This window comes from Shinella sedimenti, assembly GCF_022601905.1.
GTDB lineage: Bacteria > Pseudomonadota > Alphaproteobacteria > Rhizobiales > Rhizobiaceae > Shinella > Shinella sedimenti.
In genome coordinates this window covers 119,784-137,277 of the sequence record NZ_JAKVIN010000006.1, presented here as the reverse complement: position 1 = coordinate 137,277, position 17,494 = coordinate 119,784, and the positions used below count along the sequence as shown (strand labels likewise).

The 17,494-nt window shown below is 61.9% G+C and carries 13 protein-coding genes; 4 read left to right on the top strand and 9 right to left on the bottom strand.

What is annotated here, in order from left to right:
* Nucleotides 1–11: 11 nt before the first annotated feature.
* Together MKI86_RS14965 and MKI86_RS14960 are read right to left on the bottom strand one after the other, a co-directional pair.
* Complete coding sequence (locus tag MKI86_RS14965) at nucleotides 12–1,022, bottom strand: ABC transporter permease (protein WP_241601788.1); 1,011 nt, start codon at nucleotides 1,020–1,022, stop codon at nucleotides 12–14.
* Nucleotides 1,023–1,073: 51 nt separating this feature from the next.
* On the bottom strand, nucleotides 1,074–2,600 hold the full coding sequence (locus MKI86_RS14960) for a sugar ABC transporter ATP-binding protein (protein WP_241601786.1): 1,527 nt from the start codon (nucleotides 2,598–2,600) through the stop codon (nucleotides 1,074–1,076).
* Between the two features lie 218 nt (nucleotides 2,601–2,818).
* On the opposite strand from MKI86_RS14960, the gene MKI86_RS14955 reads away from it, so the two are divergent.
* Complete coding sequence (locus MKI86_RS14955) at nucleotides 2,819–3,850, top strand: LacI family DNA-binding transcriptional regulator (RefSeq protein ID WP_241601784.1); 1,032 nt, start codon at nucleotides 2,819–2,821, stop codon at nucleotides 3,848–3,850.
* A 3-nt stretch (nucleotides 3,851–3,853) separates the two neighbouring features.
* On the opposite strand, the gene MKI86_RS14950 is transcribed toward MKI86_RS14955, so the two are convergent.
* The 7 genes from MKI86_RS14950 to MKI86_RS14920 form a co-directional block, all read right to left on the bottom strand.
* Complete coding sequence (locus MKI86_RS14950; RefSeq protein ID WP_241601782.1) at nucleotides 3,854–5,362, bottom strand: globin-coupled sensor protein; 1,509 nt, start codon at nucleotides 5,360–5,362, stop codon at nucleotides 3,854–3,856.
* A gap of 306 nt (nucleotides 5,363–5,668) precedes the next feature.
* Complete coding sequence (xylA, locus tag MKI86_RS14945) at nucleotides 5,669–6,979, bottom strand: xylose isomerase (protein ID WP_241601781.1); 1,311 nt, start codon at nucleotides 6,977–6,979, stop codon at nucleotides 5,669–5,671.
* Between the two features lie 24 nt (nucleotides 6,980–7,003).
* A complete protein-coding gene (gene xylB, locus MKI86_RS14940) occupies nucleotides 7,004–8,458 on the bottom strand; it encodes a xylulokinase (RefSeq protein WP_241601779.1) in 1,455 nt (484 codons plus the stop codon).
* A 10-nt stretch (nucleotides 8,459–8,468) separates the two neighbouring features.
* Complete coding sequence (locus MKI86_RS14935; RefSeq protein WP_241601777.1) at nucleotides 8,469–9,533, bottom strand: LacI family DNA-binding transcriptional regulator; 1,065 nt, start codon at nucleotides 9,531–9,533, stop codon at nucleotides 8,469–8,471.
* An 82-nt stretch (nucleotides 9,534–9,615) separates the two neighbouring features.
* Nucleotides 9,616–10,734: a metallophosphoesterase gene (locus tag MKI86_RS14930; RefSeq protein WP_241601775.1), complete on the bottom strand. Its 1,119-nt coding sequence runs from the start codon at nucleotides 10,732–10,734 to the stop codon at nucleotides 9,616–9,618.
* Between the two features lie 78 nt (nucleotides 10,735–10,812).
* Nucleotides 10,813–12,405 (bottom strand): DHA2 family efflux MFS transporter permease subunit, encoded by a 1,593-nt coding sequence (locus MKI86_RS14925; protein ID WP_241601773.1) that lies wholly within the window; start codon nucleotides 12,403–12,405, stop codon nucleotides 10,813–10,815.
* Nucleotides 12,406–12,431: 26 nt separating this feature from the next.
* The gene (locus MKI86_RS14920) at nucleotides 12,432–13,634 is read right to left on the bottom strand and encodes an HlyD family secretion protein (RefSeq protein ID WP_241601771.1); all 1,203 of its coding nucleotides are present in this window, start codon (nucleotides 13,632–13,634) and stop codon (nucleotides 12,432–12,434) included.
* A gap of 145 nt (nucleotides 13,635–13,779) precedes the next feature.
* On the opposite strand from MKI86_RS14920, the gene MKI86_RS14915 reads away from it, so the two are divergent.
* The 3 genes from MKI86_RS14915 (at nucleotide 13,780) to MKI86_RS14905 (ending at nucleotide 17,407) form a co-directional block, all read left to right on the top strand.
* Nucleotides 13,780–14,439, top strand: coding sequence for a TetR/AcrR family transcriptional regulator (locus tag MKI86_RS14915; RefSeq protein ID WP_256465737.1), 660 nt, complete (start codon nucleotides 13,780–13,782; stop codon nucleotides 14,437–14,439).
* A 138-nt stretch (nucleotides 14,440–14,577) separates the two neighbouring features.
* Nucleotides 14,578–15,330: a TerC family protein gene (locus MKI86_RS14910; protein WP_241601760.1), complete on the top strand. Its 753-nt coding sequence runs from the start codon at nucleotides 14,578–14,580 to the stop codon at nucleotides 15,328–15,330.
* Nucleotides 15,331–15,634: 304 nt separating this feature from the next.
* A complete protein-coding gene (locus MKI86_RS14905; protein ID WP_241601757.1) occupies nucleotides 15,635–17,407 on the top strand; it encodes an SLC13 family permease in 1,773 nt (590 codons plus the stop codon).
* Nucleotides 17,408–17,494: the final 87 nt, after the last annotated feature.

Here is a 17,494-nt window from a genome sequence, read left to right as displayed (position 1 = left end):
AATTGCCTGGCTTACGACTTGCGTACCAGCGAGCGCTGGACGAGCATCGCAATGATGATGATCGCGCCCTGAATGGCTCCGATCAGATATTCGCTGATGAAGTTGGAGAGCAGCATGATGTTGCCGACCAGCTCGAGAATGAACGCCCCACAGATCGTGCCCCAGACGCGCCCTGCCCCGCCCTTCAGCGCCGTGCCGCCGACGACGACCGCGGTGATGGCCTGCAATTCCCACAGGATGCCCGTGGTGGCCGAGGTAGAACCGAGACGCGGCACGTAAAGCAGCACCGCAATCGCCACGCAGACGCCCTGGATGACGAAAGCGATGGTGCGCACGCGGTTCACCGGAATGCCGGAATAGCGCGCGACATCACTGTTGGAGCCGACAGCGACTACATGGCGGCCATACCGGGTGCGGTAGAGAACGAAGGCCGCGACGATCGTCACCGCCAGGATGACGACGATCGGAACAGGCACGCCCAGGATGGTGCCGAAGTAGGCCGGCCGATAGAGCGTCTGCAATTCCGGTTCGCGCAGCGTGATGGCGCCACCCTGCGACAGCCATGTGGTGAGACCGCGATAGATGCCCATCGTGCCGAGCGTGGCGATGAAGGGCTCGATCCTGCCGACCGTTGTGATCAGGCCGTTCGCCAGGCCACAGCCGGCGCCGATGATGATCGTCAGCGCCACCGCCGCCGCAAGCATCAGCGACGGATCAGCAATCGCGCCGGAATTCATAAAGAGGATCATGATGCTGGCCACGAAGGCCACCATGGATCCGACCGAAAGATCAAGGTCGCCGGATGAGATGACGAAGGTCGCTCCGACCGCGATGATCGCGATGAAGGCGCTGCGTGTCGCCACGTTCGCGAGGTTGTTGAGCCCGATGAAATTCGGATTGACCAGCGCACCCACGATGAGGAGCAGTGCCAGCGCCGCAAAGGGCGCGACCGCTCTCAGATCGATGTCTCGCCAGGTGTGGCCCCTCGCGCTGGTTTCTGCCGCGTCTTCGCTTGCCGTCATGTTCGTCCCCGACGTGAGTGTTTTGTTGTCGTGCCGCCCGCCATTCGAGGCTCAGGCAGCGGTCTTTTTCTTCAAGCCGGCCGAATAGCGCATGATCTCCTGCTCGGAGATCTCCTCGCCTTCGAGAATGCCGACGATCCGCCCTTCCCGCATCACCGCAACGCGGGTGCACAGCCCGATGATCTCCGGCATCTCCGAGGAGACGACGATGATCGACTTGCCATCGCGCGCGAGCGCGGAAATGAAATGATAGATCTGCTGCTTGGTGCCCACATCGATGCCGCGTGTCGGCTCGTCGATGATGATGACGTCGGGCTCGGTTTCCATGACCTTGGCGAGAAGAAGCTTCTGCTGGTTGCCGCCCGACATGCGGCCGGCGACGACGCGACCGTCGCGCACGCGAATGTCGAAGCGTCGCCGCGCCCGCTCGAGGGCGGCCGCTTCGCTCTTCGGGCTCAGGTAACCATGCTCGCCGTGCCTGTCCAGCGACTGCAGGGTAAGGTTCGCGGTCATACCGGAGTTCAGAAGCAGGCCCTTATGCTTGCGGTCCTTCGTCATGTAGGCAATGCCGACGCGATTGGCGGCATGCACATCGCCCGCCGGCACGGGCGTGCCGCGTACGGACACCTCTCCCGCAGTGCGGGACCTGAGGCCCGCGACCGCCTCCATCAGCTCGGTGCGCCCTGACCCGATCAAGCCGGAGAAGCCGAGAATTTCACCCTTGCGCACATCGAAGCTGGCGTCCTGAACATACTGTGTAGACAGCCCAGCGACGGAAAGCATCACATCCTCGTCGACGCTCGGCTCCTGCTTGGCGGGATAGAGGCTGGAAAGCTCGCGACCGACCATCAGCTGGGCGATCGACTCGCCGTCGAGAATGCTGGTCGGCGCCGTCTTCACCCATTGGCCATCGCGCAGCACCGTCACGCGGTCGGTCAGCTCCATCACCTCGTCCAGCTTGTGCGAGACGAAGACGAACGACGTGCCACGCTCCCGCAGCTTGCGCACCTGCCGGAAAAGATAATTGGTTTCCTCGCGTGAGAGAACGGCCGTCGGCTCGTCCATGAAAATGATGCGCGCATCGCGGCTGATCGCCTTGGCGATTTCCACCATCTGCTTGTCGGCGATGGAAAGCGAGCTGATCAGAGCGTTTTCATCGACATGCGAGCCGAGCTGATCGAGCACGCGGCGCGTCTCCGCGCGCATGAACTTGCGATCCAGTACTCCAAACCGCGTGACCTCGCGACCGAGGAAAAGGCTCTCGGATACCGTAAGGTGCTCCGCCAGATTGAATTCCTGGTGGATGATGACGATGCCCAGCGCCTCGGCCTGACCGTTTGGCGGCAGCTTGGTCGGCTGGCCATCGAGAAGAATTTCACCGGAGGTTGGCTGCTCGAAGCCCGAAAGGATCTTGACGAGCGTCGACTTGCCGGCGCCGTTCTCTCCCATCAACGCATGGATCTCACCGGCGCGCAGCTCGAAATTGACGCTGAAAAGCACCTGCACGCCATTGAATGATTTGGAGACACGGCGTGCGGCTAGAACAACGGGTGCGCCGTCGGCAACGTCCGGATTCATCGATTTCCTCCCTGCGACTCCTCGACCGCTTGGGCATTATGTAAACCTTTACACGATCTATGTAAAGGTTTACATCATCGGACATCAGGAATTTTCATCAAGCGTCGTTTGACCATCGGGCCAGTCTGTGTAGTGTCCCGCAAATCGTTTGTACCAGCCGTTCCGGATAGAGAATCGTTTCACATTTCTGGAACCGCCGCCGCCGAGTGAGAGCCAGTTTGTCGATGTCCAGTCCAGCCACGATCGAGGATGTCGCGCGTATCGCGCAAGTCTCGATCGCGACCGTGTCACGGGCCATCCACACACCGGAAAAAGTGGCCAACTCGACGCGGCTGAAGGTGAACCAGGCGATCGCTATCACCGGCTATACGACCAATGCGATGGCGCGCAGCCTGCGACTTGGTCGATCCAACATGATCCTCGTCGTGGCGCCCGACATCGGCGACCCGAACTTCTCGAACATCCTCGTCGGCCTTGAAAATGAGGCACGCGCGCACGGCTACGGCATCCTGATCGGCCATACGCAGAACGATCCGCAGCGTGGGCTGGAATATCTGAAATTCCTGAATTCGAACCAGGCTGCCGGTCTGATCCTCTTCACTGGCATCCTCCCCTTCGGGCACCAGACGATGACCGCCCGCCTGCCGCCCAGCGTCGGTGTCTTCGAACCCGTCTATAACGGCGGCATTCCCTATGTCGGCGTCGACGATATCGAGGGCGCGCGCAAGGCGATTGACCTGCTGATCGCCGAAGGTCACCGAAAGATTGCCTTCGTCGGCGATTCGCGCACGCGCCTTGCCTACAGCCGACGGCGCCAGGGCTATGACGCGGGGCTGGATGCGGCCGGTGTGCCGGAAAGCGAACGGATCGTACTGGAAGGCGATGGTACCATCGAAAGCGGGCGGCTCGCACTCGAGCAGCTCTTCATGCGTGACACCCTGCCGAGCGCCTTCATGTGCGTGAACGACCAGACGGCCATCGGCGTGATGATAGGGCTCGCCGCGCGCGGCTACGATGTACCGAAAGACTTTTCCGTCACCGGCTTCGACGACGTGCCGCAGGCGAGTTTCATGTCGCCGTCGCTGACCACGATCCGCCAGCCGCGCACGGCCATCGGCAAAAGCGCCATGGCGCTGCTCTTCGAACTGCTCTCAGACAGCGAGCCGGCCGAAACGGAAATCCTGCTGCGCCCCGACCTTATCGTGCGCAATTCCGTCTCGGCTCCCTCGCGGCGTTTCCTGAAGCGGTAGATCTCAGCCGTACCGCCTCAATTCGGCAATGGGGGCAACTCGGGCGCGCCCGGCCGAGACCGTAAAGCTGTCGACCAGACCCTTCAGGTTGGTACTGATCTGCATCAGATTGTGCGTGGCGGCATTGGTTTCCTCAACCATGCCGGCATTCTTCTGGGTCATCTGATCCATGCTGACGACCGCTGTGTTGATTTCGGAAATTCCGGCGGATTGCACGCGCGCCGAGCTGGCGATCGCATCGATATGACCGTTGATGTGCACAACCTGCTCACCGATATGGCGCAGCGCTTCGCCTGTCTTGTTGACCAGCGACACCCCGAGCAGCACATCTTCGAACGACTTGTCGATCAATGTCTTGATCTCCTTGGCCGCTGCGGCGGATTTCTGCGCCAGTTCACGAACCTCCTGTGCCACCACGGCAAAGCCCTTGCCCGCCTCACCGGCGCGCGCTGCTTCGACGCCGGCATTGAGCGCCAGAAGATTGGTCTGAAAGGAAATCTGGTCGATCACGCCGATGATCTGGGTGATCTGCCGCGAGGAATCCTCGATCGCGCTCATCGCCGAAACCGCCTGCTCTACGACGTCGCCGGAGCGCCGCGCCTCCTCGGTGGCGCTTCCAACGACACGGCGTGCCTCGTCGGCGCGATTGGCCGCTTCACGCGAGATGGTGGTGATTTCTTCGACTGCCGCTGCAGTTTCTTCCAGCGACGCCGCCTGCTGCTCGGTTCTTCGGGACATGTCGTCCGTCGCGGCGACCAGTTCGCTGGAATTGCCGGCCGCGTCCTCGGCCACAGCGGCGATGGAGCCCAGCGTATCGTCGAGCTTGCCGATCGCGGCATTGAAATTGGAGCGCAGCCGCTCGAACTGCGGCGCGAGCGGCTTGGTGATGGAGGCGGTCAGATCACCCCCGGCCACCCGGTTCAGCGACGTGTCGAGCGCGGCAAGCGCCTCCTCCTGCTCCGCATTCTGCGCCTGCCGTTCGGACTCGCCCTTGTCACGCTCTTCCTGCAGCGCCTCGAGATAGACCGAGATCGCGTAGTCCATGTCGACGAGCGCGGCCTTGACGACGGACGAAACCTCCTCGCCAAGCGCCGCGGCCTTCTTGCGGAAAAGGAAACCCTCGAGATGCTTTGAGATGACGCTTTGAAGAATGGAATCGAGGATCAGTGCGTAGCCGCCGATGTACCAGCGCGGCTCGAGCCCAAGGCGGGCATGGGTCTTGCCGATCGTGGTGACCGCATCGACATACTGCGCATCGAATTTCGCGGAGCCGATCAGTTCCCAATGCTTGATCTGCCGTCCCTTTGCGCCCTGGATATGCGCCTCGCTGGAAAAGAAGCGGGCAGTCTCCGGCGTCGCGCGCGCCTTGCGATAGAACGTGTCGAGCGCTCCATCCAGCGAGGCAGAAATCGTGGGAAGAGCGCGCCTGAGTGCTTCGCGCTGCGTTACGTCGAGATCGACGAACTCGAGGCGATCATTCAGTTGCTTGGTCTTGGCATCCTGCGCCGTCATCGGAATAGTCCTGGTGGCCGCCATAAAATCAATCAAAGGTTGAGGCCACAGCACCCCTGATTCCCTTCAATTCTTGGGAATGATAGTAAACAAAGCCTCTATTTTGGATAAAATTCGCACTTAAATTGAAAAATATCAATTCTACAACGTTATCTGAAATCTGAAACGATACAGAATACAACCTGCAAAATATTGGACGAACACATAACGTAACGTTAGGCAGTAGATCCGTCACACCCATGGTTTTGGCATCCTGAAACGCAAAAGGGCGCCATCGGCGCCCTTCGCATTACCAGTGGAATACAATCAAACGTAGCGGTTGACGATGTTCTCCAGATACTCCTGACGGCCGGAACGCGCCTGCGGATTGACATTTCCATTGACTACATAGGCTTCCAGTGCCTCCAGCGATGACCCGCCGGCGAGAATCTTCTGCGCCTCGGGCGTCTGCCATCCGGCGTAGCGATCAGAAAGCGGTGCCGACAGCGCCTTGTCTTCGATCATCTTCGCCGCAGCCTTCACGCCACGCGCGCAGCAATCCATACCGCCAATGTGACCGATCAGCAGGTCCGCCGGATCGATCGATTGGCGCCGCAGCTTCGCGTCGAAGTTCGTGCCGCCTGTCGTGAAGCCGCCACCGGCCAGAACCTGGTAGAAGGCCAGCGCCATTTCCGGCACATTGTTGGGGAACTGGTCGGTATCCCAGCCGGACTGATAGTCGTTGCGGTTCATATCGATCGAACCGAAGATGCCGAGCGCATTGGCGAGCGACAGTTCATGCTCGAAGGAATGGCCGGCAAGGATGGCATGGCCCTGCTCGATATTGACCTTGACCTCTTTTTCCAGGCCGTACTTCTTGAGGAAGCCATAGACCGTCGCGACATCGTAGTCGTACTGATGCTTGGTCGGCTCCTGCGGCTTCGGCTCGATAAGGATCGCGCCCTTGAAACCGATCTTGTGCTTGTACTCCACGACCATATTGACGAAACGGCCGAGCTGATCGAGTTCCTGACCGATATTGGTGTTGAGCAGCGTCTCATAGCCTTCACGACCGCCCCACAGCACGTAGTTGTCACCACCGAGGCGATGGGTGGCATCGAGGCAGGTCTTCACGGTGGCGGCGCCGAACGCGAAGACATCCGGGTCCGGATTGGTGGCGGCGCCACCCATATAGCGGCGGTTGGAGAACAGGTTCGCCGTGCCCCACAGTAGCTTGACGCCGGTTTCGGCCTGCTTCTTCTCGAAATAGTCGACGATTTCGTTGAGGTTCTTCGTGTTTTCCACGAAGTCCTTGCCTTCCGGGCGCACGTCCGCATCGTGGAAGCAGTAGAACGGCACGCCGAGCAGCTGGAAGAATTCAAAGGCTACGTCTGCCTTGAGCTTGGCTGCCTTCATCGTGTCGTCGAACCACGGACGCTCGAAGGTCTGGCCGCCGAAGGGGTCGCCGCCCGGCCAGACAAAGGTGTGCCAATAGGCAACGGCGAAGCGCAGATGGTCTTCCATGCGCTTGCCGAGGACGATCTCGTCGGGATTGTAATGGCGGAAGGCGAGCGGGTTGGTGCTCTCGGGGCCTTCATATTTGATCTTGGCGATATCGCCGAAGAAGCCTGTGGACATGGTGTCTCCTCTCGTTTTCGTTGGTCAGTAGGCAGCGCGGATCGCGGGGTAGAGGCGGCGGTAGCGCTGATAGGCGTCCTCGTAGGCGGCAGACAGCGCCGTCTCCGGATGGATTGTCTCCGCTGTCGCGGGAGGCGTCAGGATATCCGTCGGGTTTGCGCCGGTCGCGGCAATGAGGCCGAGGCGCGCCGCACCGAAGGCAGCACCGAAATCACCATCCGCCGGCAGATCGACGGGCAGGTCAAGCGCGGTCGCGATGGATTTCAGCCAATAGCGCGAGCGCGAACCACCGCCGATGGCCGTAACGCGTGTGAGCTCGGTGCCCGCGGATTTCAGGGCTTCCAGACTGTCACGAATGGCGAAGGCCACGCCTTCCAGCACGGCCTGCGTCAGCACCGTACGGTCCGCCTCGTGGCCGAGGCCGAGGAAGGCGCCGCGGATCGTGGCGTCGTTATGCGGCGTGCGCTCACCCGAGAGGTAAGGCAGGAAGGTGACGTGAGACGGCGCCTTCAGCGCATCGCCCAGTTCCTTCGTCAGGTCAGCAGCGGATGCGCCGGTCACGCGGGCGTGCCAGTTCAGTGCATCGGTGGCCGAGAGAATGACGCCCATCTGGTGCCAGGTATCCGGCAATGCGTGGCAGAAGGCGTGCACGGCGCTTTCCGGATTGGGCAAATAACGGGCATTGGCTGCAAAAAGCACGCCGGATGTGCCGAGCGAGACGAAGGCCGTACCTTCGCGCACCGTTCCCATGCCGCAGGCGGAGGCCGCATTGTCGCCGGCACCACCAGCGATGACGATGCCCTCGCCGAGGCCCCACTTTGCAGCAAGCTCCGGCCGCAGCGTTCCCGCAGGCGCGGTGCCTTCCACGAGGCCGGGCATCTGGCTCTCATCGAGCCCCGTCGCCGCAAGCAGTTCCTGGGACCATTTGCGCGCGCCCGTGTCGAGCCAGGACGTGCCCGCCGAATCCGACATTTCCGAAAGATGCTCACCAGCGAGCCAAAGGCGCAGATAATCCTTGGGCAGCAACACCCAGCGGACCTTGGCAAAGATATCCGGTTCGTTGTTCTTCACCCAGGCGAGTTTCGGTGCAGTGAAACCCGGAAAGACGATGTTGCCGGTGATCTTGCGGAAGCGCGGATCCGCATCCAGCGCCGCCGCCTCACGGTGGCTGCGCGTATCGTTCCACATGATGCAGGGCCGGAGAACCTTGTCGTCGCCATCGAGCAGCGTCGCTCCATGCATGTGCCCGGAAAGGCCGATGCCGCGCACAGCGGAGAGCGCATCAGGATGGGCGGCCCGCAGGCCGGCGATCGCCTCTTCCGTCGCGCGGATCCAGTCGGCCGGGTCCTGCTCGGACCAGCCGTCATGCAGGCGCGAGGTGGTGACTTCCTTGCTGGACGCCGAGCCGACCACTGTCTGGTCGGCGCCGATCAGCATAGCCTTGACGCCTGATGTGCCGAGATCGATCCCGAGATACATGCGTTTCTCCCTAGTTGCCGGCCGGGCCGGGCGTATCGTCCATGCCCGGTTCGGACGGAAGATTGTCCTTGATGAAGATTTCGAGCCGGATGCGCTCCTGCGCGGCTATGACAGGCAAGCCATCGGCCTTGGCACGCAGTACACGGATGGCGCTGCGCACCTCGTGGCCGGCATCCTGGTTCAGTACGGCATCGACCAGCCCGCCCTCGAGCGCGGCACGCGTCTCATCGGTCACTTCGTGCGCGATCACGCAGAGGTTTCGGCCCGTGCCGGCCGCAAGCGCCCTGACAAGGCCGCGGTTACCGGCGCCGAGACTGTAAATGCCGGCAAGATCGCGCACCTCAGCGAGGCATTCGGCGATGAGCTGGAAGGAAAGCTCGGGATCGTCCTGGCCTTCCAGCACAGGAAGGATCGCCCGGGACACCGGCATGGCCGACATGGCGGCAAGGAAGCCTTCGAGGCGTTCACCGTGGTCGCGCACGCGCATCGATCCGGCGAGAACTGCAACGGGACCGGGCCTTTGGCCTAGGAAGCGACCCATCAGGCTGCCGGCGGTGCGGCCGGCCGCAATGTTGTCGACGCCGATGAAATGATCGCGACCGGAATTGGCAAGGTCCGACACGAGCGTGACGAAGGGTATGCCGGCCTCGCGCGCCCGGCCGATGGCAGCCAGCACCTCCGGTGCATCGACCGCGACAGCAGCGATGCCGGCGACCGCCCGTTCGATGGCCGAGTCGATTTCCCGCGCGAGCGCTCTGCCGTCGAAGGCGGGGACCGTGACCACGGAAAGCTGCGTACGCTCGACCAGCGAATGGGCACCAGCGCGGCGAACCTCATCCTCAAGACCGCGCATGAACGGATTGTCGCCCTCCGGCAGAATGAAGACGAGGGGATAGACACGGCTCTTGGCGAGGTTGGCGGCAGCCACGTCGCGGACATAGCCAAGCTCCACAATGGCGGCTTCAACCTTGGCACGCGTCACGCCGCGCACGCCCGGCCGATCGTTCAGAACCCGATCGACGGTCGCAAGGCTTACGCCTGCCCGTTCGGCAATGTCGTGAACTGTCGGTCGCATGTCTCCTCCGTGGCCAGACCCTTAGAGGAGTTTTTGATGTACGTAAATCAAAAAATGGATCGACGTTTCAAAACCGGTTTTTTTAACCGTTCAGGCGCTTGCTGAAAGCGTGGGTGAACACGATGTCGGCAGCGCTTTCCCCGGCATGGGCAAGTGCCACATCCATGAAGCTATCCGTCACGCGCACAACGGCAAGACCGCCCATGAAGGCGGCGATGGGCTTGAAGATATCGTGGCCGTTGCGGTTGTAGATCATCGGCGTCGGGTGTTCATGACCGTGGAAAATACCGATGACATTGTACTTGGCGAGCGTCGCCAGCAGGGCGGAGCGTGCCTCGTCGCTCCACCAGTGCGCGGGTCCGGCGCCATGCGGATCGAAGGTCTTGGCTGTGGGATCCCAGTGTTCGGTGGAGAAATCGTCCCACCCGTAGTGCTGGAACAGCACGACCGGCCGGCCGTCTGCCGCATAGGTGGCGAGATCCTGCTGGAGCCAGGGCAGGCCGTTTACGGCGCCTTTCGTCGTGTCACCGCCGAAACGCTGGAGTTGGACGAGATGGAGCCCGCCCCAATCCCAGGAGTAGTTGTCGGAGTCGATATCGTAGTTGGTGACCGGCACAGGGGCTTTGTAGAACACCGTCGAGCGGTGGTTCAGTTCGATGTAATCACGCAACTCGCGGCGATACCAGTCGGCATGCGGCGGCACGCCGTCCTGATCGAGGTCATGGTTTCCAAGCCCGGTGTAGACAGGATAATGCACCCGGTCCGGCCCGGTACCCTGCTGGTAGCGGCTGGCAAACTGCTGCAGCTGGCGCCCTTCGCCCGGCACCTTTACCTGCCCGCCGCCGTCATCCGTCATGTCGCCTCCGAACACGAGGCCGAGCGGCGCGGATATGGGGCTTCCCGCACTGGCGAGACCCGTAGGCCTGCCGCCAATCTCGCCGGGCCAGGCAAGGCCGGCAATCCCGTTGACCGCCGCGACATGCTTCAGCAATGCCGCGTCCGTCTTGCCCTCATCCGCGCAATTCGGGCTGAGGGCGTCGGCGGAAACGAGGCAGGCATGCACATCGCATGAAAACAGGAAGGTTACGTCCGTCGCCGGACGCTGCGCCTGCGCGAGGCCACGCCGCCCCGGCAGAATCGTCGAAAGACCGAGCCCACCGGCTGCGGCCAGCAGATGGCGACGTGAAATATGGGCGGGCATGCGGGCCTCCGGCTAGCGATTCCAGACCCGCATTCTGATGGTATTGCCCAGGCCGGGGCAAGAGGCATGACAGCGGACTCAGTGCCCGCCGCCACCTCCGACGCCCGACTGCGGCTTCTTGATGATGAAGGCGCACAGGACAAGGCTGCCGAACAAAGCCGTCAGGAGCAAGAAGACATCCGCAAAGGACAGGATCGTGGCCTGCTGCTGGACGAGCCCCGACATCTTCTGAATGGCGATCGTACTGCCGTCGAGACCGTGCGCGTTATAGTTCGAGGCCATGCTGTTCAACTGGTCCATCGCGGCAGGATTGCCCCACTGCACATGCTCTGAAAGCCGGGCATAGTGCTCCTGCTGCCGCTGCGTCAGGATCGTGTTGATCACGGCCAACCCGACGGCACCGCCAAGGTTTCTCGTCAGGTTGAAAACACCAGAGGCGCCTCGGATCTTGTCGGGCGGCAGGGTTCCCAAGGCAACGTTGTTGATCGGCACCATGCAGATCATCAGACCGAAGCCGCGCAGGATCTGCGGCAGGAGCAACTCGTAGAAGTCCCAGTCCGTCGTCAGGCTGCTCATGATCCATGTGCCATAGGCAAAGCACGAAAAGCCTATCATCATCATGAAGCGCGGATCCATGCGGCTCGACAAGGCGCCGGCGATGGGCGCGGTGCAGAACATCGCAAGGCCGCTGACAAACATGGTTTCGCCGATCATGAGCGAATCGTAGCCGCGGATGCGCCCCAGATAGAGCGGATAGAGATAGGTCAGCCCGTAGAGGCCAATGCCCATGACGAAGGAAAACAGCGAGCCGAACGCAAAATTCCGGTTCGTGAAGGCGCGCAGGTCCACCACGGGAAAGTCTACCGAAAACACACGGTAGAAGAAGATCAGGCCGCCGAGGGTCGAGGCGACGGCGCCCATGACGATGTATTCGTCATTGAACCAGTCGTTGGCATTGCCCTCTTCGAGAACATATTCCAGAGCGCCCAGGAAGACCGCCATGGCGGCAAGTCCGAGCCAGTCGAACTTCTTCATGAGGCTGAGCTGCGGCTTGTCGAAATCGATGAGGTTCCAGGTCAGCACGGTCACGATGATACCGGGCACGATATTGACGAGGAAAAGCCAGTGCCACGAGAAGGCATGGCTTAGATAGCCACCGACGGTCGGGCCGATGGTCGGGGCAAGCGTGGCGACGAGGCCGATCATCGGCGACACAACCGAGCGCTTTGACGGCGGAAAGATGGTGAAGGCCGCCGCAAAGACCGACGGGATCATGCCGCCGCCTATAAAGCCCTGGATGGCGCGGTAGATGATCATCTGATCGATATTCGTCGCGGTTGCGGCAAGCGCGCTCGCAATAGTAAATCCCGCCGCCGACGTGGCGAACAGCACGCGCGTCGAAACGATGCGCGCCAGCGTCCCGGACAGCGGGATCATGATGACTTCGGCGATCAGGTAGGAGGTCTGAACCCAGCCGATTTCATCTGCGCCCGCACTCAGGCCTGCCTGGATTTCGGCAAGCGAGGCGGAGACGATCTGGATGTCGAGGATCGACATGAACATGCCGAAGACCATCGCGAAGAACGCGACCATCCGGCGGACGGGAACCTTGTCTGACTGCGCCGGCGCCGCCGTAAGGGCGCCAGCAGTCGGTTGAGCGGTCGCGGCCATCGCCCGCGCTCCTTCGTTCGTGAGGCCTATTCGGCTTTCGCCACTGCCGCCGTATCGGTCGGCGCCGTTCGGCTGTCGACATCGACGACGACGCTGAGCCCGGCCCTCAGCTTGCCCGTGTCCAACGCGTCCTGCGGGATGGCGATGCGGACCGGCACGCGCTGCGTGATCTTTGTGAAGTTGCCCGTGGCGTTTTCCGCCGGCAGCAGCGAGAAGACCGAACCGGATGCCGGCGCAATCGACGTCACCGTGCCCACGATATCGTCCTTGTCGAAGGCATCGACATGCAGGTGCACCTTCGAGCCCGGCACCAGATGCGCGATCTGCGTTTCCTTGAAGTTGGCCTCGACGTAAAGCTGCGTGACCGGAACCAGCGCGGCAAGCCTCTGCCCGGCCGAGACGAGATCGCCGACCTGGACCGAAACGTTGCCCACGACACCGTCATAGGGCGCCTTCAATACGGTGAAGCCAAGGTCACGCTCCGCCTTGTCGCTTGCCAGTTGAAGCGACCGGACCGTGCTTTCCGCCTCGGCACGCTGGGCCTGCAGGACAGCGATGTTGGCCCTGGCCGAAACGATGTTGGCATCCGCGCCGACAAGGTTCGCCTTTGCCTGATCGAGTGCGACGGTGGCGCTGTCCAGCGAGGCGGTCGTGCCGACAGCCTTCGCATTCAGCTCCTTCGCGCGCGTTTCGGCGACCTGCGCACCTTCGAGGGCAGCCTGGTAAGCGGTTTTTTGCGCTTCCGCCTGGGCAAGGCTTGCCTTGGCGCCTTCGATCTGCGCGTCGATACGGTTGAGCGCCAGCTTCTGGGTCGCTATCTGGGCGTCTGCCTGTTCGCGAGCGATGCGGTAGTCACCGTCATCGAGCGTCACAAGCGGATCGCCGGCTTTCACCGTCTGGTTCGCCACGACATTGACGGCGGCCACATAGCCGGAGACCTTCGGCGAGATGGAGGCGATGTCGCCTTCGATGTAGGCATCATCCGTCGAGATCATGAACCGGCCGTTGGTCCACCACTGATAGCCAAACCAGCCGACCCCGGTGAGCAAGGCCAGCGCGATGACGGGCAGCACGAAACGGCGCGCGCCCTTCTTTTTCTCCGGCTCGCGAGCGGCATCCGCCGAGGGAGAGACATCAGCGGCGGCCGGTGCGGCCTCGCCGGTCTCCTTCTCGAAATCGTCGTTGACCGGGCGGACCTTTGCCGCGCCGGCGCCATGGGAAGTCGACATGCGAGCGTCACCATTCTCTGGATAAATGTTCGAACTGAACTGTTCGGTTCGATTTGACATAATGCTATTTTTCCCCCATATCAAGTGAAATCGAACCAACCGGTTCGAAATAGTTTCACCTAGGGTTTCGGACACACAACGATAGATGGACACGACGGAAGACAGATTGACCGTTGCACAGCCGGGAAGGCGCGCTGCCGGGGAAGACCCGGCAAAGCGTGAGCAGATCCTCGACGGCGCTAAACGCGTTTTCATGAAGCAAGGTTTCGAAGCCGCGAGCATGAATGACATCACGCGTGCTGCCGGCGTCTCCAAGGGCACGATCTATGTGTATTTCCAGAACAAGGAGGACCTGTTCGAGGACATGGTCGAACGCGAGCGCAGCAAGCTCACGGAATCGGTCCGCCATGTGCTGGATGCAAATCAGCAGCTGGAAAAAGCGTTGGAAGAGTTCGGTACACTCTTCGCCACCCATGTCACGACCGATTCCACCATTCGCGCCATGCGCATGGTGATCGCCGCCAATCATCGCCTGCCGAAACTGTGTCGCAATTTCTTTTCCACATCGACGGTCAATCCCGTCTCGGTTCTCCAGGCCTATCTCGACAGGCAGGTGGCGGCGGGCGTCCTCGTCTGCGACGACACCGCGCATGCGGCCCGACAGTTCATGGAACTGACCACCGTCGGCCTCTTCAAGCCACGCATTTTCGGCGTAATGGAGGAAGCGCCGCTGAAAGCGACGATCGAGAAGAATGTCGCCTCCGCGATCCGCGTTTTCACCGCCGCCTACCGCGCCAGGCCCTGAAAACATCCGCGACAGCCGCAATCTTATAACGAATACGTGAAATAATGTGTGCCGGGAGGTCCGGCCGCTTGTCAGCCGTCAATTTCCTCATACATACGGAACCGTTCACACACCGTACCTTGGAGAGGAACACACCGGATGGACAGCATTCTTGCACTCATGCAAGACCCGGCCGCTTGGATTGCACTCGTCACGCTCATCGTGATGGAAGTCGTTCTCGGCATCGACAACCTCATCTTCATCTCGATCCTGACAAACAAGCTCCCGGTGGAGCAGCGCGAACGCGCGCGGCGCATCGGCATCGGGCTTGCGCTTGTCATGCGCCTGGCCTTGCTGGGCACGGTCGCCTGGATCGTCAAGCTGACCACCCCTATTTTCGAACTCTTCGGCCACGGCTTTTCCTGGAAGGACATCATCCTGATCGCTGGCGGTCTCTTCCTCGTCTGGAAGGCCACCAAGGAAATCCATCACAATGTGGACCCGATCGACCACAAGGAAGACATGGTCGGCCGCACGGTCGCAACGAACTTCGGGGCGGCGATCGGCCAGATCCTGTTGCTCGACCTGGTTTTCTCGGTCGACAGCATCATCACCGCCGTGGGCATGACGCCGCATCTTCCCATCATGGTCGTCGCCGTGGTCTTTGCCGTGGCGGTCATGCTGCTCGCCGCAACGCCGCTGGCGAACTTTATCGAAAAGAACCCGACCATCGTGATGCTGGCGCTCGCCTTCCTGCTGATGATCGGAACCACGCTGATCGCCGAAGGCATGGGCTTCCATGTTCCGAAGGGCTACATCTACGCCGCCATGGCCTTCTCGGCGCTCGTCGAGCTCTTGAACATGTTTTCTCGCCGGGCACGGCAGAAAAACAAGGGCGCTACCCATCATTGATAAAGAACCGGCGGGATGACAGATCCCGCCGGTTTTCTTTTCTAGGGCCTTGATCGGGGCTGAAGGCGGACCGGACGGGTTGGGAGCTCGCCTGCCGTTTCGTTGGCCACGGGAAGAAACCGGAAAAATCCCCGTGTTCTCCATCTCCGTCGGGTCCGGTTGACACGGTCCGCCCTCTCCTTGCAAACCGTGCGGGACGAGGATTGTTCCTGAAAAACGGCAGGCGTCTCCCGCCGTGTATAAGGGAACCGCAGCCACCCCAGCGGAATTTCCGCAGACCTTCGCTTCATGCATGGACCCCGACATGACCCTAGAGCAGACCTTCGCCTTCGCCGTCATCGCGCTGATGATGGCGGCATTCATGTGGGGTCGGTTCCGTTATGATATTGTCGCGTGCTGTTCGCTGCTTCTTGCACTGGCGCTTGGTATCGTGCCCTTCGACAAGGCGTTTTCTGGCTTCTCCGACGATATCGTGATCATCGTGGGCAGCGCACTGCTGGTGAGTGCGGCCGTCGCGCGCTCGGGGATCGTCAACATTGCGGTGAAGCGCTTCTTCCCGAATCTCACCGCGATGCGCGCACAGCTTGCCCTGCTGCTCGTGTCGGTCGCTGTGCTCTCCGCCTTCATCAAAAATATCGGCGCACTCGCGATCATGATGCCGCTCGCCTTCCAGTTCGCGCGCAAATCCGGCGCACCTGCCTCGAAGTTCCTGATGCCCATGGCCTTCGCCGCGCTGCTGGGCGGCCTCATGACCCAGATCGGCACCTCGCCCAATATCGTTGTGTCCCGCATGCGCCAGGAAATCACCGGCGAGAGCTTCACGATGTTCGACTTTACGCCGGTCGGCGCGACCCTTGCCGTATGCGGCATCCTTTTCATGCTGTTCTTCAACCGCCTCGTGCCGGAGCGCGGCAACAACAATGCCAGCATCGAGGAATCGCTGGAGGCCGCCCCCTATTCCTCCGATGCGACGGTTGAGGACGGTTCGTCATCCGTCGGCAAGTCCCTGAACGCGGTATTGCGCAACGGCGACGGCGAGGTCATCGCGACAGCCGTTATCCGCGGTAATGTCCATCTGAGGCCGCTACCCGATATCGTCCTTCAGGCCAATGACACGATCCTGATGGAGGGCACGGCCGGCGGGCTCGACAAGGTGGTTTCGGCCGCAGGGCTGGCGCTCTCGGGCAAGCCGATCCTTCTTGAGCGGGGAGAGGATGGAGAAATCAGTGCGATCGAAGTCGTGGTCGGCACGGAATCCCGTCTGATCGACCTCTCGGCACGCAGCATCGGTCTTTTCCATTCCTACGGCATCAACCTGCTTGCGGTGAGCCGGCAGGGCCAGCGCCTGAGGGAAAAGCTCTCGGAAGTGCGCCTGCGCCCCGGCGATCTCATCGTCATTCAGGGCAACAACCGCACCTTGCCGTCGCTCCTGCCGGAACTCGGACTTCTGCCCCTCGCCCAGCGCGAGATCCTGCTCGGTTCCCCGCGGCGCGCGATGATACCCGTGCTGATCCTGGTTGCCGCCATGGCGGCCACTGCGCTCGGCGTCGTGCCAGTCGCCACCGGATTCTTCGCCGCGGCGGTGGCCATGGTCCTGTTCCGGGCCGTACCCCTTCGCGAGGCCTATGCCGCGCTCGACGGCCCGATCCTCGTCATGTTGGCGGCCCTCATCCCCGTTTCCGATAGCCTGCGCACGACGGGCGCCAGCGAACTCATCGCCGAATGGCTCGGCGCGGTCGCCGTGCACCTGCCGCCCTTCGGCGCAATAGCCCTGATCCTGCTGACCGCGATGGCCGTGACCCCCTTCCTCAACAATGCCGCGACCGTGCTTGTGATGGCCCCGATTGCCGCGAGCTTCGCCGGCACGCTCGGCTACAGGCCAGAGGCCTTTCTGATGGCTGTGGCGATCGGCGCGGGCTGCGACTTCCTCACCCCCGTCGGCCACCAGTGCAACACGCTCGTCATGGGGCCGGGCGGCTACAAGTTCTCCGACTACCCACGCGTCGGCCTGCCGCTTTCGGTCTTGATCGTCATCGTCAGCGTTCCGGCACTGCTCGCCGTTTGGCCCGTACAGTAACAGGCCGAGTTTTTCTTGACGCGCCGGGCTGAATATGGTCTCACCCAGCCCAATGGAAAGCCTCTTTCCGCCGTGTGAAACGGCTCG